19 protein-coding genes are annotated in these 16,583 nt (G+C 38.7%); 15 read left to right on the top strand and 4 right to left on the bottom strand.

The window, feature by feature from the left end:
* Positions 1-68: 68 nt before the first annotated feature.
* Genes NE668_RS06370 through NE668_RS06385 form a run of 4 tightly spaced genes read left to right on the top strand, consistent with a single transcriptional unit; the run spans position 69 to position 2,366 of the window.
* Complete coding sequence (locus NE668_RS06370) at positions 69-875, top strand: hypothetical protein (protein WP_227037251.1); 807 nt, start codon at positions 69-71, stop codon at positions 873-875.
* 30 nt (positions 876-905) lie between these two features.
* A complete protein-coding gene (locus NE668_RS06375) occupies positions 906-1,499 on the top strand; it encodes a hypothetical protein (protein WP_227037252.1) in 594 nt (197 codons plus the stop codon).
* Positions 1,500-1,548: 49 nt separating this feature from the next.
* The gene (locus tag NE668_RS06380; protein ID WP_004698303.1) at positions 1,549-2,055 is read left to right on the top strand and encodes a YfbM family protein; all 507 of its coding nucleotides are present in this window, start codon (positions 1,549-1,551) and stop codon (positions 2,053-2,055) included.
* Positions 2,056-2,078: 23 nt separating this feature from the next.
* Positions 2,079-2,366: a DUF2695 domain-containing protein gene (locus NE668_RS06385; RefSeq protein WP_227037253.1), complete on the top strand. Its 288-nt coding sequence runs from the start codon at positions 2,079-2,081 to the stop codon at positions 2,364-2,366.
* Positions 2,367-2,503: 137 nt separating this feature from the next.
* Here the strand turns inward: NE668_RS06385 and NE668_RS06390 are convergent, their stop codons facing one another.
* Entirely contained in the window at positions 2,504-3,070 is a 567-nt protein-coding gene (locus NE668_RS06390; protein WP_227037254.1) for an NAD(P)H-dependent oxidoreductase, read from the bottom strand.
* Between the two features lie 232 nt (positions 3,071-3,302).
* On the opposite strand from NE668_RS06390, the gene NE668_RS06395 reads away from it, so the two are divergent.
* Together NE668_RS06395 and NE668_RS06400 are read left to right on the top strand one after the other, a co-directional pair.
* Positions 3,303-3,800 (top strand): ECF transporter S component, encoded by a 498-nt coding sequence (locus tag NE668_RS06395; RefSeq protein ID WP_227037255.1) that lies wholly within the window; start codon positions 3,303-3,305, stop codon positions 3,798-3,800.
* A gap of 243 nt (positions 3,801-4,043) precedes the next feature.
* Positions 4,044-4,430: a succinylarginine dihydrolase gene (locus NE668_RS06400; RefSeq protein ID WP_227037256.1), complete on the top strand. Its 387-nt coding sequence runs from the start codon at positions 4,044-4,046 to the stop codon at positions 4,428-4,430.
* Between the two features lie 167 nt (positions 4,431-4,597).
* Here NE668_RS06400 and NE668_RS10410 read toward each other — a convergent pair whose 3' ends face one another.
* Positions 4,598-4,669: a putative holin-like toxin gene (locus NE668_RS10410; RefSeq protein ID WP_219565824.1), complete on the bottom strand. Its 72-nt coding sequence runs from the start codon at positions 4,667-4,669 to the stop codon at positions 4,598-4,600.
* Positions 4,670-5,306: 637 nt separating this feature from the next.
* Between NE668_RS10410 and NE668_RS06405 the strand changes: the two genes are divergently transcribed.
* The 6 genes from NE668_RS06405 (at position 5,307) to NE668_RS06430 (ending at position 10,411) form a co-directional block, all read left to right on the top strand.
* Positions 5,307-5,651 (top strand): zinc ribbon domain-containing protein YjdM, encoded by a 345-nt coding sequence (locus tag NE668_RS06405; RefSeq protein ID WP_004698208.1) that lies wholly within the window; start codon positions 5,307-5,309, stop codon positions 5,649-5,651.
* A 100-nt stretch (positions 5,652-5,751) separates the two neighbouring features.
* Positions 5,752-6,144: a hypothetical protein gene (locus NE668_RS06410; RefSeq protein ID WP_004698148.1), complete on the top strand. Its 393-nt coding sequence runs from the start codon at positions 5,752-5,754 to the stop codon at positions 6,142-6,144.
* Between the two features lie 13 nt (positions 6,145-6,157).
* On the top strand, positions 6,158-6,670 hold the full coding sequence (locus NE668_RS06415; protein ID WP_120055037.1) for a phosphatidylglycerophosphatase A family protein: 513 nt from the start codon (positions 6,158-6,160) through the stop codon (positions 6,668-6,670).
* A 213-nt stretch (positions 6,671-6,883) separates the two neighbouring features.
* On the top strand, positions 6,884-7,423 hold the full coding sequence (locus NE668_RS06420; protein ID WP_227037257.1) for a cysteine hydrolase family protein: 540 nt from the start codon (positions 6,884-6,886) through the stop codon (positions 7,421-7,423).
* Positions 7,424-7,782: 359 nt separating this feature from the next.
* Entirely contained in the window at positions 7,783-8,412 is a 630-nt protein-coding gene (locus NE668_RS06425) for a superoxide dismutase (RefSeq protein ID WP_058948276.1), read from the top strand.
* A 352-nt stretch (positions 8,413-8,764) separates the two neighbouring features.
* Positions 8,765-10,411, top strand: a complete 1,647-nt coding sequence (locus NE668_RS06430; protein ID WP_227037258.1) for a DUF438 domain-containing protein — start codon at positions 8,765-8,767, stop codon at positions 10,409-10,411.
* A 215-nt stretch (positions 10,412-10,626) separates the two neighbouring features.
* Here NE668_RS06430 and NE668_RS06435 read toward each other — a convergent pair whose 3' ends face one another.
* Positions 10,627-11,814 carry a MalY/PatB family protein gene (locus tag NE668_RS06435; protein WP_227037259.1) on the bottom strand — a complete coding sequence of 396 codons (1,188 nt, stop codon included), beginning with the start codon at positions 11,812-11,814 and terminating at the stop codon, positions 10,627-10,629.
* Positions 11,815-12,247: 433 nt separating this feature from the next.
* Here NE668_RS06435 and NE668_RS06440 point away from each other — a divergent pair, with 433 nt between their 5' ends.
* Together NE668_RS06440 and NE668_RS06445 are read left to right on the top strand one after the other, a co-directional pair.
* Positions 12,248-13,600, top strand: coding sequence for an NAD(P)-dependent oxidoreductase (locus NE668_RS06440; protein WP_004694624.1), 1,353 nt, complete (start codon positions 12,248-12,250; stop codon positions 13,598-13,600).
* Between the two features lie 478 nt (positions 13,601-14,078).
* The gene (locus NE668_RS06445; RefSeq protein ID WP_227037261.1) at positions 14,079-14,354 is read left to right on the top strand and encodes a helix-turn-helix domain-containing protein; all 276 of its coding nucleotides are present in this window, start codon (positions 14,079-14,081) and stop codon (positions 14,352-14,354) included.
* Here the strand turns inward: NE668_RS06445 and NE668_RS06450 are convergent.
* Entirely contained in the window at positions 14,332-15,009 is a 678-nt protein-coding gene (locus NE668_RS06450) for a lactate utilization protein (protein WP_227037262.1), read from the bottom strand. The two genes, NE668_RS06445 and NE668_RS06450, sit on opposite strands and share 23 nt — an antisense overlap.
* 381 nt (positions 15,010-15,390) lie before the next feature.
* On the opposite strand from NE668_RS06450, the gene pta reads away from it, so the two are divergent.
* Positions 15,391-16,389 (top strand): phosphate acetyltransferase, encoded by a 999-nt coding sequence (pta, locus tag NE668_RS06455; RefSeq protein ID WP_012864922.1) that lies wholly within the window; start codon positions 15,391-15,393, stop codon positions 16,387-16,389.
* The last annotated feature ends 194 nt before the right edge of the window (positions 16,390-16,583 follow it).

The raw sequence follows: 16,583 nt of genomic DNA on the forward strand, positions 1-16,583 counted from the left end.
TAAAATGGGAAAATAATCAGCAATAAAAGAGTGTTTCAAGAGGTTTTGTGTTGTAATAGGAGAATCGTATGGCAATTGATGGAGTAAAGATCATAGACAGCGATGACGGTCATGATATTTATAATGCTATTGTTGAGCGGTACAAGGATGGTATCAGTGTCGATACTATAATTTCTGAAATCTTAGGTGAGGAACAAAATTTTTGTACTGATGAGTTTTACACAGAAATTTATTGGACTGCTGTGGCCTATTCGCTGTGGAAGATAGGGCATCTGCCAGATGACGTTAAAGAGAAGGCATTAAACGTAATTGCTAAGGACCCTCATGAGTTTTGGCTAGACATCGATAGTAAGGCCCTTAAACAGCGCCAAAAGGTATTAGATAAGTTAGCCCTGCAGCTACAGAGCGAAAATCCAAAGCCGCTTAAGGTTCGTAAATCTAAAACAAAGAGAGAACCTTATTTTAAGGTGGGCGACGTATTAGCTGTTAAATTTGAAAACGAGTATGGTACTATTTTTGTTTCTGAGGTGGATCAATCACCGCGGAAAATTGAGTACCATTTAGCTTGTTCGCGGCTTTTACAAAAAGAAAAACCTACAATGGAACAGTTTCTAAACAGCAAAATTGCCTGCCGGAAAGATAATACAAATTTCGGTATCGATACAGATTGCTGGTTTAACCATAAGGATTTAGGTTTGTTACTGAATAATTTGGAAATTATTGGGACCGTTGAACTATATCCGTGTAAATTGTGGAAACTAGCACCAGCAGGCACGTTGGAAGATATCTATGAGGAGATTACAGATGAGCCAAGAATAGGTAGACTTCGCCTTATAGAAACGTATGAATTGGTGAAAGACATTGTTCATCAATAATTACTGTGTCAATAAGAGGGAGTAGATGTGATGGATGTAGCCACTCAAATATATATAGAAACTGTACAAGTCAGTGATATACCGTGGCACCGGTTAACCACAACCTATGGCCGTGCTACAGACTTTCCTACAGAGCTTGATGTATTGTGGAATATGGAAAGTATAGAAACTATTAATGCGGCTGGTGAAGAGCTAGCACAGAATATTGAGCATCAATCGACGTTGTGGCATGCTACACCATTTGCCATGATTTTCTTGTTTCGTATTTTTAAGAAAGCCCAGGAAGAGAGAACTCAGAATAAAGTAGCTCAGTATTTAGCAGAACAATTGGTAGACCTATTTTCTGTGATTGCTGAGTGTATCCGAGATGGTCTTCTACTGGAACATGCTGATCCTCTACCGTGTTTTGAGGATATGCTCAACGAAGAATATCTTTGGTCTGAAGAATACGATGAAGACGAAGATGTTCTTAGATATGAGGAAGAAGACGTATTCCCTGATGATTTATTCTTTAGCTTTTATTACTACTCACTGCAAGTGCTTTTACTAGGTAGGCTATTATTAGATAAAAATAACGAGCAAGAGGCTATTTTGCTAGAATTATTGACAGAGATAGAGTCATAAATATCTAAGGGAATTATAGATTGTTAAGTGTTTATGGAGATTTTAGATTATGGGACTAATTGCAAATTATAGCTGTTTAAGCGATGCGAATTTAAAAGAAATTAAAGCCATGGGCTCAGAAGAAGAGGAAATTCTTGAAAGCGTTGAAGAGTGGAATGACGATGATGAATTATTGCTTGATATCGATAAGATGTGGGATGTACTTCACTTTGTGCTAACTGGCGTAGGCACTGACCATAAGGACGATAAGAATCCTCTTAGCCAAGCTGTGCTTGGCATAACAGCTGTTGAAGAACTATCGGATTACTTAGCGTATACGGAACACGATAAGTTAGCAGATATCGTGGCGGCTCTAGAGCAGTTTGATATGGAAGAGGCTCTTGAATCTTTTGATATGGCAGCTTGCAAAGAGGCTGAGCTATATCCAGATATTTGGGATTACGATGAGGAAGAGGAGGAAATCAAAGACGAACTTCTTCATGATTTCGAGCAAATGAAACGTTTCTACAAACAAGTACTAGACGCTAATGGGAACGTGCTTGTATCGATTTGCTAAGTTCATAAAAGGAAATTATTATCATGGATAAAGCACGTAAAAAGGAATTGTTAAAATCATATGCAGATAAGCAGAGACAATCGTTTAAAGATAGTTTACCTATGGATGAAGAGTTGTTTTGGAATCTCTTTGATTATGTAGACGAGAAATTAGAGGAAAATGACGGTTGCGATCATAGTTTGACTTTCACTAGAGAATTCTTGGAAAAACAAAAGGTAGATGTAGAAATCGTATTAGACTGGATCGTCAACGAAGGTGGCGGTTGTGACTGCGAGGTTCTCTACAATGTAGAAGAGAGATTTGAAGAGTAATATCTATGTAATTGGGAAGGTTTTCGTATACAGCTTGTTTTTGACTTAGAGCAAACTGTAAGCAGTCTAATGTAAATTTATTTGTGGTTTTGGCAATCAAGTAATCTTTGGTAAAAAATCATAGTATACTAGAAATGTTAAATACTGCCGGCGATATTAGCGATTTTGTCTAAGAAACGCCGGCGTTTTTCGTCCGAGCTGTTTTCTGTGCCCGCCAACTGGGTATGTGTAACAGGTTTAATGCCGCAGGATTTCAGAACTTGATTTTTTAACACCTTGCCATAGTCCTGGATAAACGGCGTCAAAAAGGCGGGAGTGTTGTGGGTTGTGATAATCCAGGCCGATTTCCCCTGTAAATGACCTATAAGGCCTCTTTTACCGTATGAATAGGCAAAGCCCGCTGTAAATACGCGATCGATAAAGCCTTTGAGCATTGCGGGCATACCGCTCCACCAAATTGGGTAGATAAAGATGATATGGTCCGCCCAAGTAATCATATTGCGATACTTTTCCATGTCCGGCACAGTGCTTAAATCTCGACGTTTGTGCGTATCATCAAATCGCAATACAGGATCGAACTGCTCCTCATATAAATCCAAGGTGTTCACATTGTGATCCTTTGAAAGATTCTGTTGCACTACTTTCAGAATAGCGCTATTAAAACTTTGATGATTAGGATAGGTGTAAATGATTAAAATATTCATGGCTAGTTCCTTTCTATTTAATCATCGTCAGGTTGAAGCAATTTGTATAGTAAAATGGTATCTATATTAAGTTAAAGCCTAGTGAAGAGTATTTATTCTAAAAGTAAATGATGATAGAATTTGCTAAGGATATATTGTTAATTTCTTTTATTTGCAGGTGTTACTATAAAGGTATATAGTATAGACATGTGATGGATATAGTCACATGTCTATTTTTTATAAGGAGGACGCTATGCAACACGTTCAAACCCGCAGTACTACGTCCGCGTTAGTACTCACAGCCGTATTGATTGCCCTCGCAACATTGTTTACCATGTACACGAAAATCCCAGTACCTGGCATTCGCGGCTATTTCAATGTAGGAGATGTCGTTATTATGACGTCAGCTTTATTATTAGGTCGAAAATATGGCGCCTATATTGGTGCTATCGGCCCGGCGCTAGCTGATTTATTCCTCGGCTATGCAGTCTTTGTACCCATCACCTTCGTGGTGAAAGGCATTGAAGGCTATCTTGTCGGTACTGTCTATAACAATAAGACAACTACCTCTGCCTTGGTAGCAACTATCGTAGGCGGTATTGTTATCGTAGCTGGCTACTTTATCGCCGAATACTTTGTATTTGATCCAGGCGTAGCCATTGTAAGTATTTTAACTAATACTATTCAAGCTGTTATGAGCGTTATTATTAGTATGATTTTATATGCTATATTACGGAGACGACTTGCGTAATAGTATACTTATTGGTATACGATGTAGAAAAAGATGTTAGTATAGTTAATGATGACACTCAAGAAAGTACAGCGCTAGTAGCGCTGTGCTTTCTTTGTTTTTATTATAATTATCCATGAACTTTTAATTGTCATTATTTTCCTTAAAGTATTGATGCTTAGATAAATGGACATATTTTATTTGTTTTGTTAATATAAAACTCAATAATAATTTTATGTTGTGTGTTATGATTGGTGAAATTTTATGGTTAGAGTTTTATATTTATTTTTATTGCTAGTTGTTTTGAGTCCTATTAATGCTTTTGCTGATTATCAGAGGGACACGCTTGATATAGAACTCTCTCTTAATGAGCAGATACAGTCTCAGTTAAAGATTCCGGCTGAAGTCCTTAGAACGAAGAATGATAAAGATTATAGTTTTGCATTACAGGTAAGAACGGATTCTCAAGGACGTATTACTTCTGTTGAGTTAGATCCAAATGAGTATATATCTAATGATGAGATATATTCAAAATTAGTACAGTCTGCAAAAGATACAGTTTGGAATATAGGGGATATTGATGTTAAAGAAGAGCTTGTTATTTATATTCCATTTAATTTTATAATCTCCTCTAAGGATGATGTAAATTGACAGTCTTTAGAATTCAGACTATACTATAAGTACAAAAGAGCCAGTTAACGTGTTCTTGGCGTTAGGCTCATCAAACAAATTGGAATTTGATAAACCTAACGTGTCTAAGTATTGCCGTACTTAGTCTTAAACGTTAGGTTTATCTTATTTTATAATCAATATATTGATTATTTTTTAAGAATTAACACTACGAGGGTAGCGAATAAAATCATTAATGATAATGCTTCGTATACAGTCATAATGTCACCTCCCTCAAAAGACGGAGATGAACCCAACTCACGTTAATGGCTCTTTCGTTATTAGTATATAGCAGAAATTATTGATTGAAAAATATGGATTAATTTCGTACAACTTGTACACGAATAAAAGGGAGACTCTATGAAGAGTCTCCCTTTGTTAGTTATAAATAGACTAATATTTATTAATAGATTTTTTATTGCATAGAACATAAGTTCGGTTTATAATGAAGTAGATAGCCGACGAGGTTGGGCCTCTCTTCGTTTATAAAGGGAGGGATGCTTATGAGTGAATTTGAGATCTTTTCGACTGTTCTTGGCTTTTTGACAGTTGGTATTTCCTTCGGGACACTTATTGTTCGTATTTGCTCCAGAAAAAGCAAATAGCCCTTCGTTACCGCTGGGTAGCTAGGTAAAACAAAAGGCCATTTCCTGAGTTTTCAGTTTTTGAGATGAGCCTGACGTGACTACTCGCTCGGCTATCATTTATATTATAGGTTGTATCTCATATATCGTCAAATTAGAATAGATATCCCTGAACAGTTCGAACAATATCCAATAGAACGGGCATCATTGTAGAGCTTTTGCTTTTAATAATATGGTATAATACTTTCATTATGTAGTGAAAAAGGAGATTTAAATGGCAAATTTACCTAATTGCCCTAAGTGTGGCGATGAGTACACATACGAAGACGGTCATATGTTTATCTGCCCTATGTGTGGCAACGAATGGACGGCGGCTGACGCACAAGCTGCAGCTGAAGCGGGTATCATTCGCGATGCTAACGGCAACGAGCTTGCTGATGGCGATACAGTCGTTGTTGTAAAAGACCTCAAAGTAAAAGGTGCGGGCGTATTAAAACAAGGTACGCGTGTAAAAAATATTCGCCTTATCACCGATGCAAGCGATGGTCACGATATCGATTGTAAAATTGATGGCTTCGGTGCGATGGCATTGAAATCTGAAATGGTTAAGAAAATCTAATCTAAGGAATCCCTACCGATAAAAATTCGGTAGGGATTTTTTCGTGGTATAATCAACTTATAATGCATATAGTAAGAGAGTTTTTAGATGAGAGGAAACTATGTTTAACCGTGTTATTTTATTGGCCTTATTAGTATCTATGATGAGTCCTATTAGTTCTCTAGCTGCAGATGTAAAGCCTGCGGACAAGCGTAATTATGAATTGCAACAACAGATTTCTTATAACGTAATCATTCCACCAGAGGCTTTTGAAACGAGTGCAGACGGAACATTAATTGTTCCTATAGAGATAAAGACGGACGATAAGGGCAATATTGTAGCTGTTGAAGCGGGTCCTAATAATTGGAAGCTAGATCGTGAAGCGTATCCAATTTTTGAGGAGGCTGCTAAAGAGGCGGCTTGGAATACTAAGCATGTTGATACTGATGAAGCGCTCGTTGTAACGATTCCCGTTAGTATTGTCATGTTATCTGATAACAATCTAAAGAAATGATAAAGGAGGACTTATGGAGGCTACAAAAGATTTAGAGAGATATACTTACGAGCTTCTCGCTGAACGGGGTGTCACAATAGAGGACATTGCAGAGCTTGTTTTTTATGTACAAAAACCATATATGCCGAATTTAAAACTTGAAGAGTGTAGAGATAGCGTGGCGTCTGTACTATCTAAACGGGAGGTACATAATGCAATTATTACGGGCATAGAGCTTGATAAGTTGACAGAGCAGAATAAATTATCTCAGCCATTGCAACGCATTGTTGCTAATGATGAAAGCCTATATGGTATTGATGAAATTTTGGCTTTTTCCATCGTTAATTTGTATGGATCCATTGGTTTTACAAATTATGGATATTTAGATAAGGTGAAGCCAGGTATTATCAGAAAATTAGATAGTGAAGAGGGCGGGCATTGTAATACATTTCTCGATGATTTGGTAGGTGCCGTAGCGGCAGCAGCGGCAGGGAAACTAGCACATAATGAACCAAATCGCGTGCAACATGCTATAGTAGAAGAATAGAAGTCCGTCATATATCTACTTGTCGATAAAGTATGAGGTGGGCTTCGATGACTAATTGATAACACTTTCACAACAATTTGATGACACTTTCACAACAACTTGATAACAATTTATAGAGTTGGTAGATACTATTGATGTTATAAAGAATAAAGAGTATAAATAATATTGATTGGAAATAAGTACTTGGTTTTGTAGCTATATACAGGAGGAGCTATGCAAAAGGTTCTGGTAGTAATCGATATGCAAAATGATTTTGTAGATGGTGCACTTGGCTCATCGCAAGCACAGTTAATCGTAGATAATGTGCGTAAGAAAATTGAAAGCTTTGATGGTCCTATTATTTTTACTCGCGATACGCATGATAGGGATTACTTGGAACGTCAAGAAGGAAAGCTTTTACCAGTGTCTCACTGCGTGAAAAATACCGAGGGCTGGCATATTGTGGAGGGATTGATCGAGGCTGCAGAAGGTCGTTCAATCATGAGCCCCGTATCCTTTGTAGATAAGCCAAACTTTGCCTCTTTTGAGCTAGTAAGTCGCTTAGAGGGCATGGATAGGGTAAATCCTATTGAGTCTATTACGCTCATCGGCTTATGCACAGATATTTGCGTTGTGTCCAATGCGATCCTGTTGAAAGCAGGCTTGCCAGAGATTCCTATTCACATTGATTCGAGCTGTTGTGCTGGCGTAACAGAGGAGTCTCATCAAGCGGCATTAACAACGATGAAAATGTGTCAGTGCATCATTGACTAACTTGTGGATCAAATTTATATAAAGTTATGTGATATTGTTGATCAAAAGTCACATAATAATTAACTAATTAAAGGCTGTAGGAGTTCCTATGGCCTTTTATGTTCGTCTTTTATATTGACGTTTTTCTATATAATGTGTACAATTAGATAAAGAATGATAATTCATATCAATTTGTTAGCTAAAAGATTATATCCTAACTTCTGGTTACGTTAGGATAATCAGTCTCTTCTTAAAGTATATATGCTATGCTAGTAGATTGATTCTATATTACCGATGCAGGTGCATCGAATCGCTTTCACAAGAACGATGATACGAAACAGTTAGAATTGTTCTATGCCCTAAATTTAAGGAGGACTACTATGAAACCTTTCGAACTCGCACCATTACCGTATGCGTATGATTACCTTGAACCTGTTATCGATGCTGAAACAATGAAATTGCATCATGACAAGCATCATCAAGCCTATGTTAATAATTTGAACGCTGCTATCGCGAAATATCCTGATCTTCCGTATGGTTGTGTAGACTGTATTCTCGGCGATATTGCTAATGTGCCTGAAGATATCCGTCAAGCAGTTATCAACAATGGTGGCGGTCACAAGAACCATACCATGTTCTGGGACATCATGACAAAACCAGATACTTCTAAATTGCAAGGTTCTTTGAAAGAGGCTATCGATGCTGAACTTGGTGGATACGATGCTTTTGTTGAAAGCTTCTCTACTGCGGCAGCTACACGTTTTGGCTCCGGTTGGGCTTGGCTTGTAGTTAACAAAGATGGCAAGCTAGAAGTGACATCCTCTGCGAACCAAGACAACCCTCTATTGGAAGGTAAAAAAGCAATTTTATGTTTGGACGTTTGGGAACATGCATACTATTTGCACTACCAAAACCGTCGCCCAGACTATATCAAGGAATTCTTCCGCGTTATTAACTGGGACAAAGTTTCTGAAAACTACGAAAAAGCATTGAAACCACATCATGATTAAGTGGTATACTTGTTAGAAACAGAAACAGAAACAGAAACAGAAACAGAAACAGAAACAGAAACAGAAACAGAAACGAGAATAATAATATAATGTAACGTAAATACCGGATAGTTGGTCTACATGATCGATTATCCGGTGTTTTATTACTGTTATTTCATCTTATAAATAACTTTCAAAAGTATAGCCACGGATACAGATTTTCTAATCGATATCGTTTATCATAGAACCATAGGTCATTACATATAGACCTTTTACCGTAAATAAATAGCTTCATATGTGTAATATACGCATATAGAGGAATGATACTATTTTATAAGTATAGTATAGAAATTTTTGACACGAGGGGAACAAAATGGAAAAGAAATTAGATTTATCCAAATCTGTATATGATTTGGTAAAAGAATATCCTGAAGTAACAGATATTATGAAGGAATTAGGATTCAGCGAAATCACAAATAAGGTGATGTTGAATTCTGTTGGCAAAATCATGACTATCCCAAAAGGGGCTAAGATGAAAGGTGTATCCATGATTGATATCGTGGGTGCTTTTATGAAAGCTGGTTTTACCTTAGAAGGTGACATGCCAAACCTATCGGGTGATGATGCGGAATCTGCGGGTCATTCTGGCGTGGAACCTACTGAAGTGGCTACAAAGTCTAATGTTACGGATGTATCTGCTAAGGTAGCTTCTAGTACAGTTGCAGCAAATGCAGTAGAAACAAATGCAGCAGCATCTACTACAGCGAAAGCTAACACGGAAGAAAATTCCGAAGCTAAGGCTGAAGATGCTGTTCAAGATAGCGAACGTGTAGAGCAACTTAAAGGATTCCTGAAACGGTTAGGTACAGGCGAAGAGCTTGGTGCCGTTCGTGAAGATTTTGCTAGTCAATTTGCCCATGTTGAGGCTAGTGAAATTATGAAAGCTGAGCAAGGTCTTATGCGTGAAGGTACACCATTAGCTGAGGTGCAACAATTATGTGACCTTCACTCTGCCTTGTTCCACGGTTCTACTATTCATGAACAAATGGAGTCGGAACATGCTAAGGTTGAGGCTGTGTTAGAGGCTCAAGAGAAGAGCAAAAGTGTGGTGTCCTTGATTGAAACTGTAGGACATCCACTCCATCAATTAACAGAAGAAAACAAGGCTCTTGATGCGTTAATTGAATCCATTCGACCTAAGGTGGCAGATAAAACGGCAACCGTTGATGATGTAAATGCAGTGCGTCAAGTATCTGTTCACTATGCTAAGAAGGGTGACCTTTTGTATCCGCATTTGAAAGTAGCCTATGATATTTCTGGTCCATCTATGGTTATGTGGACTGTTGATGGTGATATTCGGGACCAACTAGGTGATTTAGCTAAGTCTAGCCAAAGCGTAGATGATTGGTATAGACGTTTTGATGAGCTTCTTACACGTGCACAAGAAATGATCTATAAAGAACAAAATATTTTGTTCCCAATCTGTGCAGAAAACTTCAGCACTGAAGAGTGGTACCAAATCTACAAAGATACAGCACAGTATGAAGAAATCTTTGGGGTAAAACGCACTGCTTGGACAGAGGCTGAAACCGCATTAGCAACACAAACAACAAAAGCAAGTGGCGATGATAATACCATTGCTCTAATTGGTGGTAGCTTGACTGTGGATCAATTAAATGCCATGCTTAATACAATGCCAATGGAAGTCACCTTCGTTGATCACGAAGACATTAACCGTTACTTCAACGATGGTGAAAAGGTCTTTAAACGCCCTACTACAGCTATCGGTCGCGATGTGTATTCCTGCCATCCACCAAAGGTAGAACCAATCGTACGTGGTATTATTGATTCCTTCCGTAAAGGTGATCGCGATAATGTAGCAGTATGGCTTGAAAAACAAGGTCGTCCGTTCTATGTCAATTACATGGCTGTTCGTGACCAAAACAATAATTATATTGGTACATTGGAACTCGTACAAGACATGCAATTTGCAAAAGATCATTTTGCTAGAACTAAATAAGACCCTATATATGTGGTAACCTGAATAGGTAACATATATGAGACATATATAGAAAAGTAAGACATATATAAAAGAGGCTGCTCTACACGATTTGATGGTAGAGCAGTCTTTTTGTATGCCTTATAGTTTACCGCACATACATCGCTGTATGTACTAAGGTTGTGTAGGGGATAGTATGATTGGATACAATTACTATGCTTAATATGACTGATATGTTAAATATTTCTAATAATGCTGTGGGTAGCGGTTTTTATGTTTTCTAGGCTTGTAGCCAAGTTCAGACGTACAAAGGTTGCGTAGTTCTCGCCTCCGAACCATTCGCCAAAGCTTGGTGCGAGGTGGCATTTGTTTTCAAATAGGTCGTGCATATCTTCGGGCTTTACATAGGCACTAAAGTCAATCCACGCTAAATAGGTGCCATCCATAGGGCTGATGCGGATTTTTGGTAATGCCGTACAAAGCTCTCGGCATAGATATTCATAGTTTTCACGAATCATGGCCAGTACATCTGTTAACCATGCTTCGGCCTCTGGGTGAGTGTAGGCTGCTGTGATGGCAGTTTCGGCAATAACGTCTGAGTCCGTATGGTATACATGAGCTTTATAGGCGTTGAATTGGCTTCGTAGCTTTTCGTTAGGAATGATAACCTCTGCGTGGTGCAAGCTAGCCATATTGAACGACTTGGACAAGGAGGACATGGCAATCATGTTATCTGTATAGGCTCCGCTCTTTACGGTTAAGGATGATGTAAAGGCTGTTGGGCCTGTAATAAGGTCTTGATGGATTTCGTCGCTTATGATGAGCACATGGTGGCGCTTACAGATGCCAAATAATCGGCCCATCTCCTCTTCCGTCCACACATGGCCCACAGGGTTGTGTGGGTTGCAGTGAATGAACAGCTTCACATCGTGCTCGATAATTGCTATTTCAAAGGTCTCATAATCGACAGTATAGCGATTATCTTCGTTCCGTTTCATCGGAACTGCGATGATGTGACGGTGTGCATCGCTAGCGCTCGTATCAAAGGCGCCGTATACAGGACTTAGAACGGCGATGGAATCGTTTGGTTTTGTGAAAGCCCCAATACACCACATAATACCGGTAATGACATTGGGGGCGCTAGCGAGGCAGTCCTGTTCAATACCGCAGTTGTGACGTCGTTTGTACCAATTTATGACGGCCTCTATATAATTTGGATTTGTCATAGTATAACCTAGAGGATTGGCTTTCACATAGTTACAGATGGCCTCTTGAATACACTGCGGTGGCATAAAGTCCATATCTGCAACCCATAATGGTAATAGGTCGGTGCGACTGAATTTTAAATGCTGACCGTCCCATTTTCGGGAATGAGAACCGCGGCGGTCTATATAGTATTTGCTAGTGAATTCTGCTGTGTTCATAAGAAACCTCATATAAGGATATACCTTGAGTTGTATGTCTTTAATTCTTATATGTATATATTCAATTACAAAATAGATATTTCTATTCCGTAAGGTGTATCTCTAATTCTTATTACTGTATCTATTATCAGTATACATGCATCCTATTATATGTAAATGGACTTGTATAAAATCTATGCAATCCTTGCATGAATAGGGGCTATATTCGTATACAAAAGGTGTTATATTTGCTTGACTGTTGGGACTTTCACAATTTAGAATATACTATAGAATAGTGTGAGTCTGACCAGTGACCACACGTCTATCGAATGGTTACAAAAGATAAATGTTAGCAGCATGTGGCGGCGTCCCTATGTGAGAGGGCTCATCGGAATGCTTGGGTGCATGCAACGCTGTAAGTATAGTACTGGATCCTTGTTAGGAGGCATGTGCCATGAGTAACGAATTAAAACCACTACATTTTGATGCGGATTATACGATGGAGGAAGCGCTCGCAGAGGCGAAACGTTGTTTAAATTGTCCAAAGCCATTGTGCCGTATGGGCTGTCCTATTGAAAACGAAATACCTCGTTTCATCCAAGCTATCGCACGTGGTAATTTTGGTGAAGCTAATGATATCTTGGCGGAACGAACAAATTTACCGTCTATCTGCGGTCGCGTGTGCCCACGAGAAAATCAATGCGAAGGCAACTGTATCATGAATAAGGCGAAAAAACCGCCTATTAACATTGGTAAATTGGAACGCTTCGCTGCTGACTTTGAAAGCATCAATGAACTTCGCAAACCTAAGAAGATTAAACAAGATCTTGGTAAGGTAGCGGTAGTAGGGTCTGGTCCTGCAGGTTTGTCCGTAGCAGGTGATGTGGCTAAACTCGGTTATGAAGTAACCGTATTTGAAGGTCAATCTGAACCAGGGGGCGTACTCTTATTTGGTATTCCGGAATTCCGCTTGTCTAAAGCCGTTGTACGTCGTGAGATCGCTCGTCTTGAAGGGTTAGGCGTTAAGTTCGTATGCAATACATTTATCGGCCAAGATAAAACTTTGGACGATCTCTTTGCTGAAGGATATGATTCTATCTTCATCGGTACTGGTACGCATATTCCTCAAGACGTGCGCATGGAAAACGATGAAGTACCTGGTGTATTCCAAGCAATGTACTTGTTGACGAATGTACAATTGGTAGAAAATGGGGAACTTGATGAAAATCAAATTCCTGTTAAAAAAGGAGACCGTGTTATCATCATCGGCGGTGGTAACGTAGCGATGGATGCGGCTCGTACATGCGTACGTTTAGGCTGCGAAGCGGTAACAGTAGCATATCGTCGTAGCCAAGAACAAATGCCAGCCTTGTTGTCTGAATACGAAGAAGCCCGTGCTGAAGGCGTTCAATTCCAATGGTTCGCTTCTCCAGTAGGCGTAGAAGGTACAGATAAGGTTGAAGGCTTCAAATATGAAGTGATGGCGCTTAACGAAGATGGTGCAGGTATCCACGGTACTGGTAACTTCCAAGTCATGCCTGTTGATAAAATCATTATCGCTGCAGGTCATAAACCAAATGCTCGTCTTGTAGGTGAAGGTAATAACTTAAAAGTAGATGAAAAAGGTTATATTATTACATCTGAAGATCCATATGGTATGACTAGTCGTGAAGGCGTATTTGCAGGTGGTGACGTTGTTCACAAACCTGCTACCGTAGTATTGGCTATGCGTGAAGCTAAAAAAGCTGTTGATGGCATGGTAAAATACATGGAAATCAAAAAAGCACAAGAAAGTGCAAATCAATAATGTTATATGAATACATAGAAAGGACTATACAGTTGAACTGTATAGTCCTTTTGTATTATGAATAGACTTATTATTCCTAAATGTATTTTAACAATATTGCGTATTTACTATATATCGTATAGTCTTCTTGTAGTATTAATAGTGCTAAATAGCGCCAGGTAATTTTATAAATCAAGTGTATGCATAATGTATGAATACTGTATAAAAATTGCAATATATAGATAATACCTGTATTTCTGATTTACTATCTGTATTTTTAATGATAATAAGTTTTATATATACTGAAATTTCACGAAATGATGAAATATTACGCTACATATAATACATATAAAAAAACCTTAACTAAACTAATTGGTGCATTAGTTTTTGTTAAGGCTTTTGTGTTATCGCTTTTCAACCATTACTAGGAAATGATTGAGCCTAGATTTATAGTAAAGGCATAAATATGTGTTGAGGGAGAAAGTAGATAGAGGCTGCCATGAATCCTATCGTATGTTGTCAAGATCTACAAGTTCGAGAAGAAGTTCACAAGCTTGGTGTATTGATTTTACTTTGGCGTAGACAATTGGGAATGACTCAATATCAATTGGCAGATAAATCGGGTTTAGCCCAATCTTATATTAGTGACCTTGAAAGTGGTGCCGTAGATCCTCGGTGGTCTACAATTTATAGAGTCATATATGGACTTGGAGAAATGAACATACAAGATTTTTTGAATGGGCCGCAAACAATTAGAAGCCTAAAGATTCATTAATGATGATGACTTCCATGGTTTGCATATTGCGCATCTTTTTATAGTAAATCGTTAATGCATTGCATATACGATCCGGAGAACCACAGTCATAGCATTTTTCTTCTAATGTAGCACATGGATTGAGAGAACTCTTTTTATTCTTTTTACTGTTGAGCGGAGCGGCTACATTTCGTGCGCGATAGATGGCGGAAGCTAAATCTGGCGTGATTTTGTTGAGGCCTAGCACAAAAAATACCTCCTGAGAGCCGAATAAAGAGGCTGCAACACGATTACCCGTACCATCGATATTCACCATCTCTCCCGTCTGAGCAAGAGCGTTGACTGAGGTGAGGAATACATCACGGCCCATGGTGCGTAATGCGGTGTCGCGGAAGCTTTCACCGGGAAGCGGACGTTGAATATCTGTTATGTCATCGTTGACCTGGGCTAAGACATCATGAACCTTGAGCTCCAATAAGGTGTGAGAATCACCGATGGCTACACGTTTATTTTGAATACGGCCTTTTAAATAGGAAATAGCTTCTGCGCCTGTTTCAAAATAATGAACTACAAATTTATTTCGCTCCAAGGCTTTAATCGTTTTCTCTATGTCTATAGGCGTTTCGTTATTTTCTGGATTTATAACGGCGTTGATTGTTGTCTCAGTATTTGCCATAAGCCCTCCTAAATGAGTGTATAAGGAATATAAATTGGCATTTTGCTATCCGTATTTTATTTCTATTATTGTAGCGTGTATGTGTAAAGAGTTCAATTATTGGTATGTAGTTCGTAGATAAAACTTATTTGAGGCGTTAGGTTTTAAATTAAAAAATTAGGAATCTAATCCAATCTTATATTTAAAATGATAAAAAGTTGGAATGAAATCCAAGTTGATAGTTAAAATTGAGAAAAGTTGGAATGAGTTCCAACTTTCACAAAAGAGTATAATACTAGGAATGATATGTTAAGAAATAATTTTTACTTTTACCAATAGGTTGAATTTGCTATAATAATAGTATTGATATGGCGTAAAGCCAATGTTAAGGAGGCAAAAATCGTGGATTTAATTCAAAAATTAAAAGACCAAGTAAAACCATTAGGTAAAAAAATCGTGTTGCCAGAATACAAAGATGAACGCGTATTGAAAGCAACTGAAATTATTTTGAAAGAAGGTTTCGTAACACCTGTACTCGTTGGTAGCCCTGCTGAAATCGCTGAAGCTGCTAAAGCTGTTGGTGTATCCATTGAAGGTGCTGAAATCATCGATCCTGCTAACTACGATCGTTACCAAGAAATGGTTGATACATTCGTAGAATTGCGCGCTAAAAAAGGTATGACTCCTGAAAAAGCTGACGCAACTATGAAAGGCGATTGCTTGTTCTTCGGCGCTATGCTTGTTCGCCTTGGCGCAGTAGATGGCATGGTTGCTGGTTCCGCTTGCCCAACAGCAAACGTATTGCGCGCTGCATTGCAAGTTGTAGGTACTAAACCAGGTCTTAAAACTGTATCTTCTTCCATGTTCATGTTCACAAGCAAAAAAGAATATGGCGACGACGGTATGCTAGTATTCTCTGACTGCGGCGTATTGCCTAATCCAACTAGCGAACAATTGGCTGATATTGCAGAATCCACTGTAGAAAAAGCTCGCAAAGTTGTTGGTATGGCTGACCCTCGCGTATCCATGTTGTCCTTCTCCACAAAAGGTTCCGCTTCCACTCCAGAAGTAGATAAAGTGGTTGAAGCTGTTAACATCTTGAAAGAACGCAACGTTGATTTCAAATTTGACGGCGAATTACAATTGGACGCTTCCATCGTTCCTTCCGTAGCAGAAAAGAAAGCTCCTGGCTCCAACGTAGCTGGTAAAGCTAACATCTTGATCTTCCCTGATCTTCAAGCTGCTAACATTGGTTACAAATTGGTACAACGCTTCTCCGGCGCTGATGCTCTTGGCCCATTGATTCAAGGCTTGGCTAAACCAGTTCATGACCTTTCTCGTGGCTGCTCTGCTCAAGACGTTGTAGACGTTGCTGCTATCGCTGCTGTTGAAAGCATTTAATAGCTGCCTAAACAATTATATATACACATATGTTATATATGTTTTGATATGCTGAAAGCTGGCTCTATAAGGCCAGCTTTTTGTATGTTCAACATATATCCATATATTTTTATATTCATCACGCTATGTTATTTCTTACAGCGTTACCATTATTGTCATGTTACTTTCAAATTCGTAGCCACTGCGACAGACAG

It is taken from the genome of Veillonella parvula (assembly GCF_024461875.1).
In the GTDB taxonomy this organism is placed as follows: domain Bacteria; phylum Bacillota; class Negativicutes; order Veillonellales; family Veillonellaceae; genus Veillonella; species Veillonella parvula_I.